The sequence below is a fragment of the Sphingomonas morindae genome, assembly GCF_023822065.1.
GTDB lineage: Bacteria > Pseudomonadota > Alphaproteobacteria > Sphingomonadales > Sphingomonadaceae > Solisphingomonas > Solisphingomonas morindae.
Genome location: NZ_CP084930.1, coordinates 824572 through 838364 on the forward strand (window position 1 = coordinate 824572; position 13793 = coordinate 838364).

Below are 13793 nucleotides of genomic sequence, written 5' to 3' on the forward strand. Positions count from 1 at the left end.
TGCTTACCTCAGGCTCCGGCTTATCGCCGCCCAACGTAAACAGAGGCTTACTTTCCACCTTCGTCGATGGTCTGAGGTCCGAGATGGACCCAATCGTCGACGGTCCGCACGCTGCGCCCCTGCGCGGCGGCGAGCGCGTGGATCTCGCTGACGGCGCGCTCGTCATCCAGCCGCACCGCCAGCCCCGCCCCGCCGCCTTCGCGCAGCGCCCGCGCCGCGCGCAGCACCGGCCAGGGGCAGCGGAGCCCGCGCAGATCGAGCGCCGCGCCGGTCACTCCGCCGTCTTGAACGGATTTTTGGGGGCGCGCAGCGTCAGCCGCACCGGCACCGCGCCAAAGCCAAGCTCGCGACGGATGCCGTTGATGAGATAGCGCTGATAGCTGGTGGGCAGCTGATCCACGCGCGTGCCGAACAGCACGAAGCTCGGCGGCCGCGTCTTCACCTGGGTGACGAAGCGCAGCTTGATCCGCTTGCCGCCCGGGGCGGGAGGCGGATTCTTTTCCACCGCCGCCTCGAACCAGCGGTTGAGCTGGCCGGTCGAGACGCGCCGCGACCAGGCCTCGCGCGTCTCGAACGCCGCGCCGAGCAGCTGGTCCAAACCCTTGCCCGTCGCCGCCGAGACCGCCAGCACCGGCACGCCGCGCACCTGCGACAGCCCCTCGTCCAGCGCCGCCTTGACGCCGTTGAACAGCGAGGACTGATTCTCCGCGACATCCCATTTGTTGAGCGCGATCAGCAGCGCGCGCCCCTCTTCCAGGACGCGGTCGGCGATGCGCAGATCCTGCGCCTCCAGCCCGCGCGTGGCGTCCAGCAGCAGCACCACCACCTCGGCGAAATCCACCGCGCGCATCGTATCGGAGGCGGAGAGTTTCTCGAGCTTGTCCTCGATCTTGGCGCGCTTGCGGAGCCCGGCGGTATCGATCAGCCGCACCTTGCGGCCCTGCCACTCCCAATCCACCGCGATCGAATCGCGGGTGATGCCCGCTTCGGGCCCGGTGATCAGCCGGTCCTCGCCCAGCAGCTGGTTGACGAGCGTGGACTTGCCGGCATTGGGACGGCCGACGATGGCGAGCTTGAGCGGCGCATCGGGCTGGGCCTCCTCCTCGCTCTCCGCCTCCGCCGCTTCGGCCTCCAGCTCGGCGCGCTCGATATGCGGCAGCAGCGCCTGGAAGAGATCGCCCATGCCCTCGCCATGTTCGGCGGAGATCGGCACCGGATCGCCCAGGCCGAGCGCGAAGCTTTCGAAGATGCCCGGCTCGGCGGCGCGGCCTTCGGCCTTGTTGGCGGCGAGGATGACGGGCGTGTCGCTGCCCCGAAGCCAGCGCGCCACCTCCTCGTCCAGCGGGGTCACGCCGGCGCGGGCATCGAAGACGAACAGGGCGACATCCGCCTGGCGCACCGCCGCCTCGGTCTGCACCCGCATCCGCCCGGGCAGCGACTGGGGATCCTCATCCTCGAACCCGGCGGTATCGAACAGGCGGAAACTGAGGCCGAGCAGCTGGCCCTCGCCCTCGCGCCGATCGCGGGTGACGCCGGGCCGATCATCGACCAGCGCGATGCGCTTGCCGACCAGGCGGTTGAACAGCGTCGACTTGCCGACATTGGGGCGGCCGACGATTGCGACGGTAGGGAGACGGGACATGCCCGCGCGCTACCCTATTCCCGCGCCAAACTAAATGGGCTTGCGCGGCGCGGGCCGCCAAGACGCCCGCGCCGCGCCGAGACGGCGGCTCAGCGCCAGGCGGACAGCGTGCCGTCGCTCGCCAGCGTGTAGAGCATGGAATTGGCCACCACCGGCGGCAGATTCACCGGCTTCTTCGAAATCCGCACCTGCGCCGAGACCTTGCCCGTTTCCGGCGCGACATAGGCGAGATCGCCGTCGGTGCTGGTGAGCAGCAGCCGGCCGCCGGCCAGCACCGGCCCGCTCCAGGTGATCTGCTTGGTCTTCTTCTTCGGGTTCTTCCAGCGATCGAGCTGGGTCGTCCAGCGGATCTTGCCCGTGGTGCGCTGGATGCAATAGAGCTGCGCCGTATCGCTCACCACGAACAGCCAGTCCCCGCCCAGCGCCGGGGTGGAGATGCCGCCGATGTTGAGCTCCCACAGCCGCTGGCCGGTGACGAGATCGAGCGCGATGGTGCGGCCGCCCGCGCCCACCGCATAGACGCGCGTATCGTCCACCACCGGGCTCGCATCGACATCGGAGACATCGCCCACCGTCGTCGAGACGCTGGTGCGCGTCAGCGCGTCCTGCCACACGACGCGGCCATTCTCGTAGCGATAGGCATCGAGATCGCCCGAGGAGAAGCCCGCGATCACCGTGCCGCGCGCGATCGCCGGGGCGCCCGCGCCGAACACGCCGGCCGATTGCAGCGGGCCGCTCGCGGTCCATTGCGTGGCGCCATCGGCCTCGTTGAGCGCGTAGAGCTGATTGTCCTGCGTCATCGCATAGACGGCGCCATTGCCGATCGCCGGGGCGCCGCGCATCGGGCCCGCCGGCGTCACCTTCCACTCGATCTTGCCGCTCGCGGCATCGAGTTGCGCCACCTCGCCCAGGCCGTTGGTGGCGTAGAGCTTGCCATTGTCGTAGCTGACACCGCCGCCGAACAGCGACTTGCGGAAGCTCTTGCGCTTCTTGCCGAGCACCAGCCCGACCGGGCCGCCGCGCTTCAGCGCCGGGCCCTCGCGTCCGGCCAGCTGCGCCTTCCACAGCAGTTCGCCGGTGGCGGCGTTGAAGGCGCGCACCGTGGCGGTGGTATCCATGACATAGAGCTTGCCGTCGGCGATCACCGGCGCCGCGCCCAGTCGCGCGCCCGCCTTGGCGCCCTCGAGCCGCGCCGTCCAGACCCGCGCCGGCTGCGCGCCCAGCGCGACATTGCCCATCGCCTTTTGCGGATTGCCGCCCGGCTGCGGCCAGCCGCTATTCACCTCGGCCGGGGGCACCTGCACCGGCGTGTTGGCGAGACCGGGATCGGAGCTTGCGCCCTCCTCCACCGTCAGCACCGGCACACGCTCGCCCAGCACCGCCGTCTTGGGCTTGCCGTCGCCATGGCCCTTGAAGATACCGCATCCCGACAGCAGCAGCACCGCCGTCATCGCCGCCAAAGGCTTTCGCATCGCCCGCCCGCTCATCATCATCGGTTTAAAATCCTTAGCCCCTGTCAGGACCGGCCGCTGTCGGCAGGCTGAACGTCCCGGCCGAGATCGGCGGCAAGCTGGGCGACGCGGCCGCGCAGCGATTGCGGCACGCTCCGGTCCTTGGCCACTTCCGCGAAGCTTTGCGCGGCCTCTTTGGTCTGGCCGAGCTTCATCTGCGCCAGCCCGGTCAGCTCGCCCGCCGATCCGAACCAGGCGGTGCCAGGCACCATCAGCGGCTTGAGCCGGGCGATCACCGTGCCCGGCGGCAGCGTATCGAAGGCGAGCGCGGTGGCGCGGACCAGCGCCAGATCGCGCACCGGCTGCGGCGCGCCGGCATCGTTGGCGACGGCCATGAATTTGGTCGCGGCGTCGCCATTCTTGCCGTCGCGGATCAGCGCATCGGCCTGCAACACGCCGGCGAGCGCGGCATAGCCGGCGCTGCCATCCTGCTCCAGCGTGGCGAGCTTGGTCTTGGCGGCGGCGCTGTTGCCGGCGCCGAGCGCGGTCATCGCCGCGGTCAGCACCTCGCCATTCTCGCCCGCGCGCACGTCGCGATGATGCTGCCAGAACAACCAGCCGCCAAAGGCGATCAGGCCGATCACCACCAGCGCCGCGGCGATCAGGCCGTAGCGGCGCGCGGCGACCGTCATCTTCTCGCGGCGGACCTCATCGTCCACCTCGCGGAAAAACGCCTCGTTACTGTGCGGCGATCGGGCCAAAACCAACTCTCCAGGGATCAGGGACGCGGACCTTAGCCGGGCCGGCCGGCGGAAACAAATGGCCTATGGCTTGGGCGCGTAGATATGTGCCGTCTCGGGGAAGGCGCGGGCGCGCACCTCGGCCGCATAGCGGGCCGCCGCCGCATCGATCCGCCCGGCGAATTCGTCGTACCGCTTCACGAACCGCGCGGTGCGTTCGAACATGCCGAGCATGTCGTCGATCACCAGCACCTGGCCGTCGCACGCCGCCGAGGCGCCGATGCCGATCACCGGGCAGGGCACCGCGCCGGTGATCGCCACCGCCAGGGGCTCCATCACGCCTTCCACCACCAGCGCGAAGCAGCCGGCCTCGGCGATCGCGCGCGCATCGGCGAGGATCTTCGCCTCCTCGGCGGGCTCGCGCCCGCGCGCGCCATAGCCGCCCAGCGCGTTCACCGCCTGCGGCGTCAGCCCGACATGGCCGACCACCGGAATGCCCCGCGCCGCCAGAAAGGCCACGGTCGGCGCCATCGCCTCGCCGCCTTCCAGCTTGACCGCCGCCGCGCCGCTTTCCTTGAGCAGCCGCGCCGCCGCGGCGAAGGCCTGTTCGGGCGAGGCCTCGTAGCTGCCGAACGGCATGTCGATCACCACCACGCTGTGCCAGGAGCCGCGCACCACGGCGGCGCCATGCGCGGCCATCATGTCCAGGCTCACCGGCAGCGTCGAGGGCAGGCCGTAGATCACCTGGGCGAGGCTGTCGCCCACGAGCAGCATGTCGCAATGCGGATCGAGGATCTGCGCCATGCGCGCGGTATAGGCGGTGAGCATCACGATCGGCTCCGCCACCGGGCGCATGTCCGGCTTGCGCGCGCGGATGGCGGGCACCGTCAGCCGCTTCATCGGAGTCGGCGTGGGCGTGGCGCGGCTGGTCGCGGCATCGAGCGTGAAGCTGGTCGACATGGCGGCGCTGTAGAGCCTTGGGCCGCGCGGGGGAAGCGCTTCGCTCAGCCGGCCAGCGCGTCCGCGTAGAGATCGGGCTTGAAGCCGACGATCCGCGCCGCGCCCATATCCAGCACCGGCCGCTTGATCATCGAGGGCTGGGCCAGCATCAGTGCCACCGCGCGCGGCGCGTCGAGCCCCTGCTTGTCCGCCTCGGGCAGGCGGCGAAAGCTGGTGCCGGCGCGGTTGAGCAGCGTTTCCCAGCCCATCTCGGCCACCCAGGACTCCAGCCGCGCGCGATCGATGCCGGCGGTCTTGTAATCGTGGAAGGCATAGGCGACGCCGTGCGCGTCCAGCCAGGCGCGCGCCTTCTTCATCGTGTCGCACGCCTTGATGCCATACAGGGTGATCATCGCCGCTCCGCCTCAGCCCGGGTCTCGCCGCCGCCTAGCCGAGCCGGGCGGCGCGGGCCAGTCCCAGGCCTGCGGCAAGCCCGGATGGGCCTTTGCCGCGCCGCCCGCTACTTTTGGGGCGAAGGGAGCATGGCATGACGACGGCGTGGGCCATCATCGACGTTCAGCAGGATTATTTCCCCGGCGGCGCGCTGCCCCTGTGGCGCGCCATTGAAACCGAGGCCGCGATCGTCGCGGCGATCGCCGACGCGCGCGCGGCAGGCGAGCGCATCCTCCTCGTCCGCCACCGCAACCCGGCCGATGCCGCGCTGTTCGCCGCCGACAGCGCGGGCGCGGCGCTGCGCCCGGCGGTGCTGGCGGCGGCGGGGCCCGAGGCGCCGATCGTGACGAAGAGCGTCGCCGATGCCTTTCAGGGCACCGATCTCGCCCGCCATCTCGACGGGATCGATACGCTGCGCCTGTGCGGGATGATGACGCAGAACTGCATCGTCTTCACCGCCCTGTCCCGCGCGACCGACGGGCTGCGGGTCCAGGTCGCCCCCGATCTCTGCACCGCGCCCACCGAGCAGATCCACCGCATCGCGCTCCGCGCCCTGGCGAGCAAGGTGGAGCTGGTCGAGGGCTAATGGGCGCCCGGCGCCGGATCAGAAGATGTGACGATCGGCGAGCGACCGGACGAGGGCGAAGGCTTCGCGCGCGCCGGCGCCGGCCCGCGCATCGTCGACCACGCTCAGCGGCGCGGCGTCGAGCGCCTCGACGAAGCGGCGCCACTGCTCGGCCGGCCCTTCCCGGGCCGGCGCCAGGTGCCGCGCGCCGAAATCGTCCGAAAGCCCGATCTTCGCCACCTGCTTGCGGAGCAGACTGGCGCCGAGGTTCGATCCTTCGGCGACATAGAGCCAGCCCAGCGCGGTGGCGACCTCGATCGGCGCCGCTTCCGCGAAGACCGGCGGCTGAACCGGCGGCGGCGCGCTCAGGCCAAGATCCGACAGGTCGAGCGCGACGAGCGGCAGGCGTCGGCGCTCCACCAGCTGCGGGATCAGCGCTTGCAGCCGGGGATGCCGGTAGAGCGCGTCCACCGCCCGGTGGAACTGCAGCTGCATAACGAGGAAGCGGCCATAGGCTTCGACACTCGCGAAGGTGTCTGCCTGGCTGAGCGCGGAGTCGAGCTGCGCGTGCTGCTCGCAGGTCAGGGCCTTGAGCCGCTTGGCGCGGCTTTCCTCGTGCAGGAGGGGCGCGCCTTCGACGATCAGTTTGGTCATGGGCAATGGCCTTTCGGAAGCGGGTTGCGGGCAGAAAGGGGCGATGGCTAGGAGCGGTGCGCGTCCAGCGAGAACCGCACCGGCACCTCGACGCGCACCGGATCGCCCCGGATCGCGGCATCGGGCGGCGGCAGGGGCGCGGCGCGGCGGACGGTGGCGAGCGCCTCCATGTCGAGCAGCGGATATCCGGAAGGCCGGCGCAGCTCGACGCCGAGCACCGAACCCTCGCGGCTCACCAGGATCGCGACGGTGACAACGCCTTGCTGGCCGGCGCTCTCGGCGGCGCGCGGGTAGCGGCGAAATTGCTGGAGGCGGCCGAGCAGCCTTGCCAGCCACGCGGCCTCGGCGGCGTCCGCCTGCGCGGCGGCGCCGTCCTGCGCGGCCGCCGTGCCGGTTTCGGGCGCCACGGCCGGCGGTGCCGTCGCCGGCGCACCGGGCTCGCGCGCCGGACCGCTCGAGAAGGCCGGAGGCGCGCCGGTCGTGGCGGCGGCCTGGGCGGGCGCCGGTTGCGCGACGGGGGCCGGCGCCGCGGCATCGGACGTGCGCGCCGCCTCCGGCCTGCCCTCGCGCCGAGGCGGGTCCGGCCTCGCTGGCGCGTTGCGGGAAGAAGGCGGCGCCGCGCCGGGGAGATCGAAGCGGAGCAGGCGTGTCGCGCGCGCCGGCGGCGCCGCCGGGATCAGGCGGGCGCGCGCGGTCCAGAAGATCAACGCCAGCGCGACCGCGACGATCGCCAGCGCGCCCAGCGCGCCCGCCGGCCGGGCGGCGCGCGGCGGCGCATAGGATGATCGCGCGCGCCACCCGCCCTCGCCAAGAACAGGCGCGTCGCCGCCGCCCGCGGCGGTCTGCCGCAGAAATTTGGCGGCGGCGTGCGGATCGTCGAGGCGAGCCAGTTCAGAGTACATGATCGATCCTGACGCTGAGGCTGGTGCGGCGATAGGCGTAGAGCCAATCGACCGTGCTGGCGGTGCGGCCATGCTGGGCGAGCAGGCTGGGGCTGAAGCCGGCCAGGCGCAGGCCGGGCCATCGCGCGAGCAGGCTGTAAGTCTGCTCGGTATCGCGCCGAGTCGCGTCGAGCAGCGCGCTATAGGCCGCATAGTCGCGCTGCCGCACCGAGGCCGTCAGCAGCAGCTCGGCCGCCGCGCCGATTGTCTTCACCAGGCCGACGCGCCCGCCATATTGCCGATAGGCGTTGACCGCATCGCGCGCGCTTTTGTCGACCAGGTCCGGGCCGGCGAACAGCGTCCAGCCATGCGGCAGCGTGTACCAGCCGGTGAGCGCGAGATCGGCCTGGCGCCCGCTGAAATCCTGGTAGTCATCGCGGCGATAGGCGAAGTGGCGCAGATTGGCCTCGAGCCGCACCAAAGCGCGCGGGCCGATCGCCACGCCGAATTCGCCATGGCCGCCCCAGGCCTCGTACAGCCGCGCCGCCCCGAGCGTGCCAAGATCATAGGACGGCGCCAGCACCAGCCCCGTCCGCGCCGAGCGCCGGTCATAGCCGGCGTAGAGCGACAGCGATGTCTGGCTATAGGCATGGTTGCCCGGATAGACATCGCCGAACAGCAGCGCGCGCGCGGCGATGCCGCTCCGCCCGCCGAGCGGGCGGCGCCAGGCGGCATTGGCTTCGATGTTGATCCCCGCCGCCGCGATCGGCGCGGGCACCTTGCGGTCGATCAGGCAGCCGCCATCGTCTCCGGCGAGCAGACAGGTGGCGCTGGCCGAGGATTGGTTGAGGTTGGAGCTATAGCCCGGCCCGATCGAGAGCATGGCTTGCACGCCGCGTCTTTTGCGCAGCGCGCCCCGGAATAGCTCGACCGTCCGCAGCACGCCCGCCGCCTTGTCCCCCTGGGTGGCGAGTTCGCGCCGGAGATCGTCGAACAGCCGCGCCGCCTCCCGGTCGCGATGATCCAGAAAGAGCGCGCGCGCGAGTTCGAGCCGCGCCGGCAGCAAGTCCGGCTGGCGCGCGAGCAGCGCACGATAGGTGTCGGTCGCCCGCGCCAGATCGCCCTGCGCGCGCGCCAGCGCCGCCTCGGCATAGAGCAGCAACGCCGCGTCGCGATCGGGCAGCGTGCGATAGGCGTCGAGAAGGCGGCGCGCCTCCGCCCAGCGCTGCCGGACCAGCGAGAGATAGAGCGCTGCGCCGAGATCATTGGCGTTGGAGCCTCCGTCCTGGGGCGCGCCGTCGATCGCGATCGCGGCGGTATCGGCCGCCGCCGCGGCGGCGCGCGCGTCGGCCGCGGCCTTGCGGCGCTCGGCCGCTTCGCCGAGCCGCAGCCCCGTGTCGAGAGGAGCCGTCGGCTGCGCCCGCGCACCGCCCGGCGTCGCGATCATGCAGAGCATGGCCGACGCCAGGCACGCGCCGCGAAGGACAAGGGTCGCGAAGACCCTTGCCCCCCGACGCACAGGCTCAGTTCCTGGTGCCACCGAAGGCCGTGTCATTCTGGCGTGCACCGGCGAAGGTGACGATCCCGGCCAGCGCGGCCGCGCCGGCGCCGAAGAAGCGGCCGTTGACCGAGCCTCCGGTGTTGCCGGCCGAGTTGCTGGCGTTGCCGCTGCTGATTACGCCGCCGTTCGTGATCGTCGCGTTGCCGATATTGACGCTGTAGGCCGCGTTCGCGATGCTGCCGGTCAGCGTCTTGGCGGTGAAGTTGGCGTTGAACGTGCCGCTCAACAAACCGCTTGCGGCGGCATAATTGTTGATGCCCTTGACCGAGTAGCTGGCGGTTCCGCTCGTGGGAACGGTCGTGCCCGTGCTTGTCCCGGCATAATAGACCGTATGATCGGTGCTGCCGGAGGTGGCATTGCCGGCCCATTCGCCGAACCAGACATCGTTGTTGGCCACCTGGGCGAAGTGGAACAGGCCGAGATTGCGATGATCGTTCGGGCCGCTGGTCGGATTGTTGATCGTGGTGACGCGGTTGCCGTCGGTCACGCCGTCATTCTTCAGATCCTGGAAGGCGACATAGTAATCTATGCCGGTCGCTTGCGCGCTGAGCCCAGCCTTTTTCGCACTCGGATGCATCGGCCCGAAGCTCGCGCTCAGACCGACCTTGTTGTGCGAGGCGTCGCTGCTGCCGCCATCCACCACCTGCGCCTGGGCGGCGCCGGCAAGGGCAATCATCGTCACGACAGAGGTGGCAAGACGCTTGAGATTGACGATTTTCACAGTACTTCTCCTGCTTGGTGAAGCACCCGATGCTTCGGGCGCCGTCATCCGGCAGTCGCCGCTCGGCCGAGCTTTGGACGTGAGGCATGGTGGCGGCTGCCGAATTGCGTGATTTCATAAGCGGCCGGTCAGGCTGAACCGGAGCGTCCGACCCGGCGCGGGGTTGAGCGAGCGGGTCAGCGGATCGCCGTAATAGCGATCGGTGAGATTGGTGCCGTTGATCTCCGCGGTGAAGCGCGGGCTGATCCGGAAGCGCACATAGGCGTCCACGGTCAGGTTGGCGCCCCAGGCATAGGGCACGTTCAAGGCATAGCCATTGATCGGGTCTGCGGGATCCAGCAGACGCTCAAGGAGCGCGTTCTTGTAGCGGCTGTACCAGACGAAGCGGGGGCCGAATTCGAGCCGCCGCTGCAGCATCCGGGCGCCGAGCGTGACGTTGAGCGAATTGTCGGGCGCGGCCTGGGTGAGCAGATATCCACGGTAGAAGCCGTATTTGACGCAGTCGGGTACGCGAAATTTGATGATGTCGGTCGTGATGGCCCGGGTGGCGTCGCACGCCTTGTTGGTCAGCACATGCGCATAGCCGAAATCGCCGAACAGCCAGCCATTGTCATAGCGGGCCTGCACCTCAAGCCCCGAAAGGATCTGCTTGGCGATGTTGGACGCCTTAAGGTGGGTGTCGCGTTCGATGACATCCGTGGTGACGTTGCGGTAGAAGACGAGCTTGAGATCGGCCTTGTGCTGATCCTGGAGGTGAAGCAGCGGCCGCAAATCCTGGATGAACGCCGCCTCGAAAGCGTGAGCATGTTCCGGCCGCAGCCTGACCGACGGATTCAAGGATTGCGAGAAGCCGATGGTGCTCTCGAAGAGGCTGGGATAGCGAGAGGCCTCGGCATAGCGGACATAGGCGCGGCTGGACTCGGTGATGTACAGGGTGGCCGATGCCGTCGGCGCCCAGTTGCGACTGGAAAGCTGCGTATCCGCGAGATTGAGCTGACGGAAAATCGTGATGGGGGATAGCGTGCAGCCGCGCGCCAGATCATATTTTGATCGGTCGTTATAGCTGCCGTTCAGGCACGGTATGTCGGCGCGACTATAGCGACCGTTCGCGTCGGCGAAGACCGGGTCCAGATAGACCGGGAAAAGGCTCCAGCCATTGTCGGACGCCTCATAGCCCTGCGCGATCCGATCGGCTTCAGCGGCCACCGCGGCAAGCAAATCGGGGGTCGCGTCTGCGTCAGCGCCTCCATTAAGTATTCTCGCGTAGACACGCCGGCGGTAATCGGCCTGATTCTGCGTGTTGAAGTAAATGTAGGAAACATACCCGATCGTGGATTGCACCGAAGGTAGACTGCCGTCCTTTACGGCGTTGCGGAGGCGGTCATCATCCGAGCGGAAGCCGGCGTAGGTCGCGCCGGCGTTGAGTTTGAGGAAGCGGAACGGCCGCCATTCGCTCTTGAGATCGATACGATATTCCTCGCGGCGCCCGGATCGGTAATTGCCGCAGAAGAAGGACGCACAGGTCGTCGCGGCCTCTATCGCGGAGGCGCTCCGCGGCCGCAGCACTTCCCGCTGCCAATTGCCCTGCACCAGCAGGTCCAGGCGTGATCCCAGCTTGAACTGGTTGCTGGCGATGAACCCGAACCGATCGTTGCGCGCGCTCGCGACAGCCGTGTTGCGCAGGATCGGGTCGGTATAGGTGGCGGCGTTGGGATAGCCGCCATTGCTGTTTGTCTCGCTGAGCGTGTGCGTGTCCCACAGACCCGCTTTCAGATCGAGCCACCATAGACCGGGCTGAAGCCGGTAATCGAGATTATAGGCTTGGGCCCGGACATGGCTGGCCGGCCACTGGATTGATCCGATCGTTCCACCCCAGCCGACGATGCGCGACGGCATGATGTCGCCATAGCTGGCGCGCGTGTCGCGGAAGCCCGCCTTGAGATCGGACACGCCGTTGATATGCCAGGCGAGCTTCGCCAGCCAGGACGAGGTTCGCGACGAGGTGTTGGTGACCTCGTTGCCCGGCAGATAGTTGAACGCCATCCGCTGAATGAAGGTACCGGGCGAGTCCGGATTGGCGTCGGCCTGCGCATAATAGCCGAAGCCGTTCTCGCCCGCGAAATAATTGCCATGGGTGCGGTAGGCATAGGCGCCGAACAGATCGAGCCTGCCAAGCCGGCCCGCCATCGCGATCCGCGCGGCCCTGTCGCCCAGCGACAGCAGGTCATTGTCCTCGCGGGTCCGCGCCTTCACCAGGACGGCCGGGTCATTGGCGGGATAGACGAAGGAGCCCGGTGTTCCGTCCGAGCCCGGAAAGCCGGGCACCTCGTGATAATCCTTGCCCGTGAGCAGGGTCGGCCAGCGCGGCGCGGTGGAGTTGTTGCCGCCCTCGAGCTTGGCCTCGATGCCGAACGCCTGGCCCGTGCGCAGGATGTCGTCCGCGTCGAGCGTGCGGATGATCACCGCGCCGCCGATCGCGCCATCCACCCCGCGCTCGGAGACGGGGCCTTTTTGCACCTGGATGCCCGAGATCAGATTGGGATCGATATAGGCGCGGTTGCTCGCGCCGTTATAGCCGCGCCACACGGTCAGCGCCTGTTCGGTCCCGTCGACGATCACGGGCACGCGGCCGGGGCCGGAGATGCCGCGCACGCTGGGGTCGATCGCACCGCCATTGCGCGCGTCGCCGCTATAGACGCCGAGCATGCCCTTGAGCACGTCCGACGAGGTCACGCCCTTGTAGCGCTCGACCTCGTCCTTTCCCATATAGGTCGTGGTGGTGTCGCGATCGTAGATATCGTCGTGGCCGCGTGCGTCGCGCGCCGCTCCGGCGGTTGCCGCGCCCGGCTCGCCGCCCTCGATATGCAGCGGACCCGTGCTGATCGTGCCGGCGGCGGCCGGTCTCTCGGGCGCGACGGTGACGATCCCGCCCTTGATGCGGCCTGCATAGCCCGTGCCGGCAAGCAGCCGGGCGAGCGCTTGCGGCGCCGAAAGCAGGCCGGACACCTTGCCGCTCCGCGCGTCGGCCGGCACGGCCGCATCGATGCTGACCTGAAGACCCGATTGCGCGCCGAACGCGGCGAGCGCGCTTTCCAGCCGCTGGGCCGGAATTGCGAACCGGCTTTGCCCCGCCTCGCCCGGCGCGGTCGCGGCGAGCGACGGCAGCGCCCATCCCGCCAGCGCCACGGCAGCCAGCATCCGCGTGCGCCGCCGGCGATTACCCCCTGTTCGAAAAGCCTTTGCCCCCTTGTCCACCAGTGATCGCCCCCTTTGTCACGCCGTGATGACCGAAACTGCTATTGCAATTCAATCGCACGTCTATGACGAGCCGGGCCGGAGGTTTTCCGGGAGAAAATGCGCAGCCGCCAGGGCCGCGCAGTGGACGCTGACGATCCTCAGCCAGGGTGTGGGCGGCCGCACGTCGAGCGTGTCGGCTCGGCCACGGCCCGGCACGACGCGGGTGCCAAGCGCCACGAGCCGGACCATTTCCGGCCTTCTCGCGCCGGGCGTCCATACGCCCTTTCCGGCGCCATCAAGGCGCGCGCCGTAGGGCGCGCCGGCACCGCTCGAGCCCTTCGACCACCAGTTCGTGCGCCCTGCTCTTCGAGATCGACAGGCGCGCCCCGATCTCGACCAGCGTGACGCCCTGGATGCGGTGCATCTCGACCGCCCGGCGCATGCGCTCCGGCATGGCCGCCATCGTCTGCCGCACGAGGTCCAGCTCCTCGCGGGCGACGATGGCCGCCAGCGCGCTCGGATCGCCGCTTGGCGACGCCTCGGCAGCGCCACCAGGATCCGCCTGAAAGAGCCGCTGCTCGACGGCTGTGCGGCGGCTGCGGTCGATGACGAGGTTCCGGACGATGCGGCGCAGATATCGTTCGGGTTCGGCAAGCGGCCGCGTGCCGGAGACGGCGTTGAAGAGCAGCCAGGCTTCCTGGATCAGGTCTTCGGCCTCGGCGCGGTCGCCCATCCGCGCGGCGGCATAACGGATCAACCCGGGTCGCTGATGGAGGAAGATCTGCGTCAAGTCCCGGCGCCGCGCCACCACCGAAACGCCCCCTATCGCCTCGACCCCGTCTCGATGGACAATGCCGTTCTGCGAACGAGTCGCAATCCGCCATTTCCACAGTGTCGGGCTTAAGGGGAGGAGCGCTGCTCTCCCGTGCGCGGTTCAGGCCGTCGGACG

The 13793-nt window shown here is 69.4% G+C and carries 13 protein-coding genes; 1 reads left to right on the forward strand and 12 read right to left on the reverse strand.

The genetic code is table 11. From position 1 onward, the window contains the following. Positions 1–47: 47 nt before the first annotated feature. The 6 genes from LHA26_RS04025 to LHA26_RS04050 all read right to left on the reverse strand — a co-directional run bounded on the left by LHA26_RS04025 (position 48) and on the right by LHA26_RS04050 (position 5185). A complete protein-coding gene (locus LHA26_RS04025) occupies positions 48–275 on the reverse strand; it encodes a sulfurtransferase TusA family protein (protein WP_252167455.1) in 228 nt (75 codons plus the stop codon). Next, a complete protein-coding gene (der, locus tag LHA26_RS04030) occupies positions 272–1642 on the reverse strand; it encodes a ribosome biogenesis GTPase Der (RefSeq protein ID WP_252167456.1) in 1371 nt (456 codons plus the stop codon). Before der ends, LHA26_RS04025 begins: the two co-directional genes overlap by 4 nt. A gap of 89 nt (positions 1643–1731) precedes the next feature. Continuing rightward, positions 1732–3135 carry an outer membrane protein assembly factor BamB family protein gene (locus LHA26_RS04035; RefSeq protein WP_252167457.1) on the reverse strand — a complete coding sequence of 468 codons (1404 nt, stop codon included), beginning with the start codon at positions 3133–3135 and terminating at the stop codon, positions 1732–1734. A 23-nt stretch (positions 3136–3158) separates the two neighbouring features. Further along, positions 3159–3854 carry a tetratricopeptide repeat protein gene (locus LHA26_RS04040; protein ID WP_252167458.1) on the reverse strand — a complete coding sequence of 232 codons (696 nt, stop codon included), beginning with the start codon at positions 3852–3854 and terminating at the stop codon, positions 3159–3161. A gap of 63 nt (positions 3855–3917) precedes the next feature. Beyond that, a complete protein-coding gene (gene panB, locus LHA26_RS04045; RefSeq protein WP_252167459.1) occupies positions 3918–4793 on the reverse strand; it encodes a 3-methyl-2-oxobutanoate hydroxymethyltransferase in 876 nt (291 codons plus the stop codon). Between the two features lie 44 nt (positions 4794–4837). Next, complete coding sequence (locus tag LHA26_RS04050) at positions 4838–5185, reverse strand: ArsC family reductase (protein ID WP_252167460.1); 348 nt, start codon at positions 5183–5185, stop codon at positions 4838–4840. 134 nt (positions 5186–5319) lie between these two features. On the opposite strand from LHA26_RS04050, the gene LHA26_RS04055 reads away from it, so the two are divergent. Then, positions 5320–5811, forward strand: a complete 492-nt coding sequence (locus LHA26_RS04055; protein ID WP_252167461.1) for a cysteine hydrolase family protein — start codon at positions 5320–5322, stop codon at positions 5809–5811. An 18-nt stretch (positions 5812–5829) separates the two neighbouring features. On the opposite strand, the gene LHA26_RS04060 is transcribed toward LHA26_RS04055, so the two are convergent. From LHA26_RS04060 to LHA26_RS04085, 6 genes are all read right to left on the reverse strand, one after another. After that, a complete protein-coding gene (locus tag LHA26_RS04060; RefSeq protein ID WP_252167462.1) occupies positions 5830–6444 on the reverse strand; it encodes a biliverdin-producing heme oxygenase in 615 nt (204 codons plus the stop codon). 47 nt (positions 6445–6491) lie between these two features. After that, positions 6492–7346: an energy transducer TonB gene (locus LHA26_RS04065; protein WP_252167463.1), complete on the reverse strand. Its 855-nt coding sequence runs from the start codon at positions 7344–7346 to the stop codon at positions 6492–6494. After that, positions 7336–8781: a surface lipoprotein assembly modifier gene (locus tag LHA26_RS04070; protein ID WP_252167464.1), complete on the reverse strand. Its 1446-nt coding sequence runs from the start codon at positions 8779–8781 to the stop codon at positions 7336–7338. The genes LHA26_RS04065 and LHA26_RS04070 overlap by 11 nt, the downstream gene beginning before the upstream one ends. Positions 8782–8848: 67 nt before the next feature. Beyond that, positions 8849–9607: a Slam-dependent surface lipoprotein gene (locus tag LHA26_RS04075; protein WP_252167465.1), complete on the reverse strand. Its 759-nt coding sequence runs from the start codon at positions 9605–9607 to the stop codon at positions 8849–8851. A gap of 114 nt (positions 9608–9721) precedes the next feature. Then, positions 9722–12805, reverse strand: a complete 3084-nt coding sequence (locus tag LHA26_RS04080; RefSeq protein WP_252167466.1) for a TonB-dependent receptor — start codon at positions 12803–12805, stop codon at positions 9722–9724. 334 nt (positions 12806–13139) lie between these two features. Next, positions 13140–13634, reverse strand: coding sequence for a sigma-70 family RNA polymerase sigma factor (locus LHA26_RS04085; protein ID WP_252167467.1), 495 nt, complete (start codon positions 13632–13634; stop codon positions 13140–13142). Between the last annotated feature and the right edge of the window lie 159 nt (positions 13635–13793).

Coding starts and splice junctions, on each gene's coding strand:
- der (WP_252167456.1), bottom strand. CDS start 1,642: ATGTCCCGTCTCCCTACCGTCGCAATCGTCGGCCGCCCCAATGTCGGC.
- LHA26_RS04035 (WP_252167457.1), bottom strand. CDS start 3,135: ATGATGATGAGCGGGCGGGCGATGCGAAAGCCTTTGGCGGCGATGACG.
- panB (WP_252167459.1), bottom strand. CDS start 4,793: ATGTCGACCAGCTTCACGCTCGATGCCGCGACCAGCCGCGCCACGCCC.
- LHA26_RS04050 (WP_252167460.1), bottom strand. CDS start 5,185: ATGATCACCCTGTATGGCATCAAGGCGTGCGACACGATGAAGAAGGCG.
- LHA26_RS04055 (WP_252167461.1), top strand. CDS start 5,320: ATGACGACGGCGTGGGCCATCATCGACGTTCAGCAGGATTATTTCCCC.
- LHA26_RS04060 (WP_252167462.1), bottom strand. CDS start 6,444: ATGACCAAACTGATCGTCGAAGGCGCGCCCCTCCTGCACGAGGAAAGC.
- LHA26_RS04065 (WP_252167463.1), bottom strand. CDS start 7,346: ATGTACTCTGAACTGGCTCGCCTCGACGATCCGCACGCCGCCGCCAAA.
- LHA26_RS04070 (WP_252167464.1), bottom strand. CDS start 8,781: ATGCTCTGCATGATCGCGACGCCGGGCGGTGCGCGGGCGCAGCCGACG.
- LHA26_RS04080 (WP_252167466.1), bottom strand. CDS start 12,805: ATGCTGGCTGCCGTGGCGCTGGCGGGATGGGCGCTGCCGTCGCTCGCC.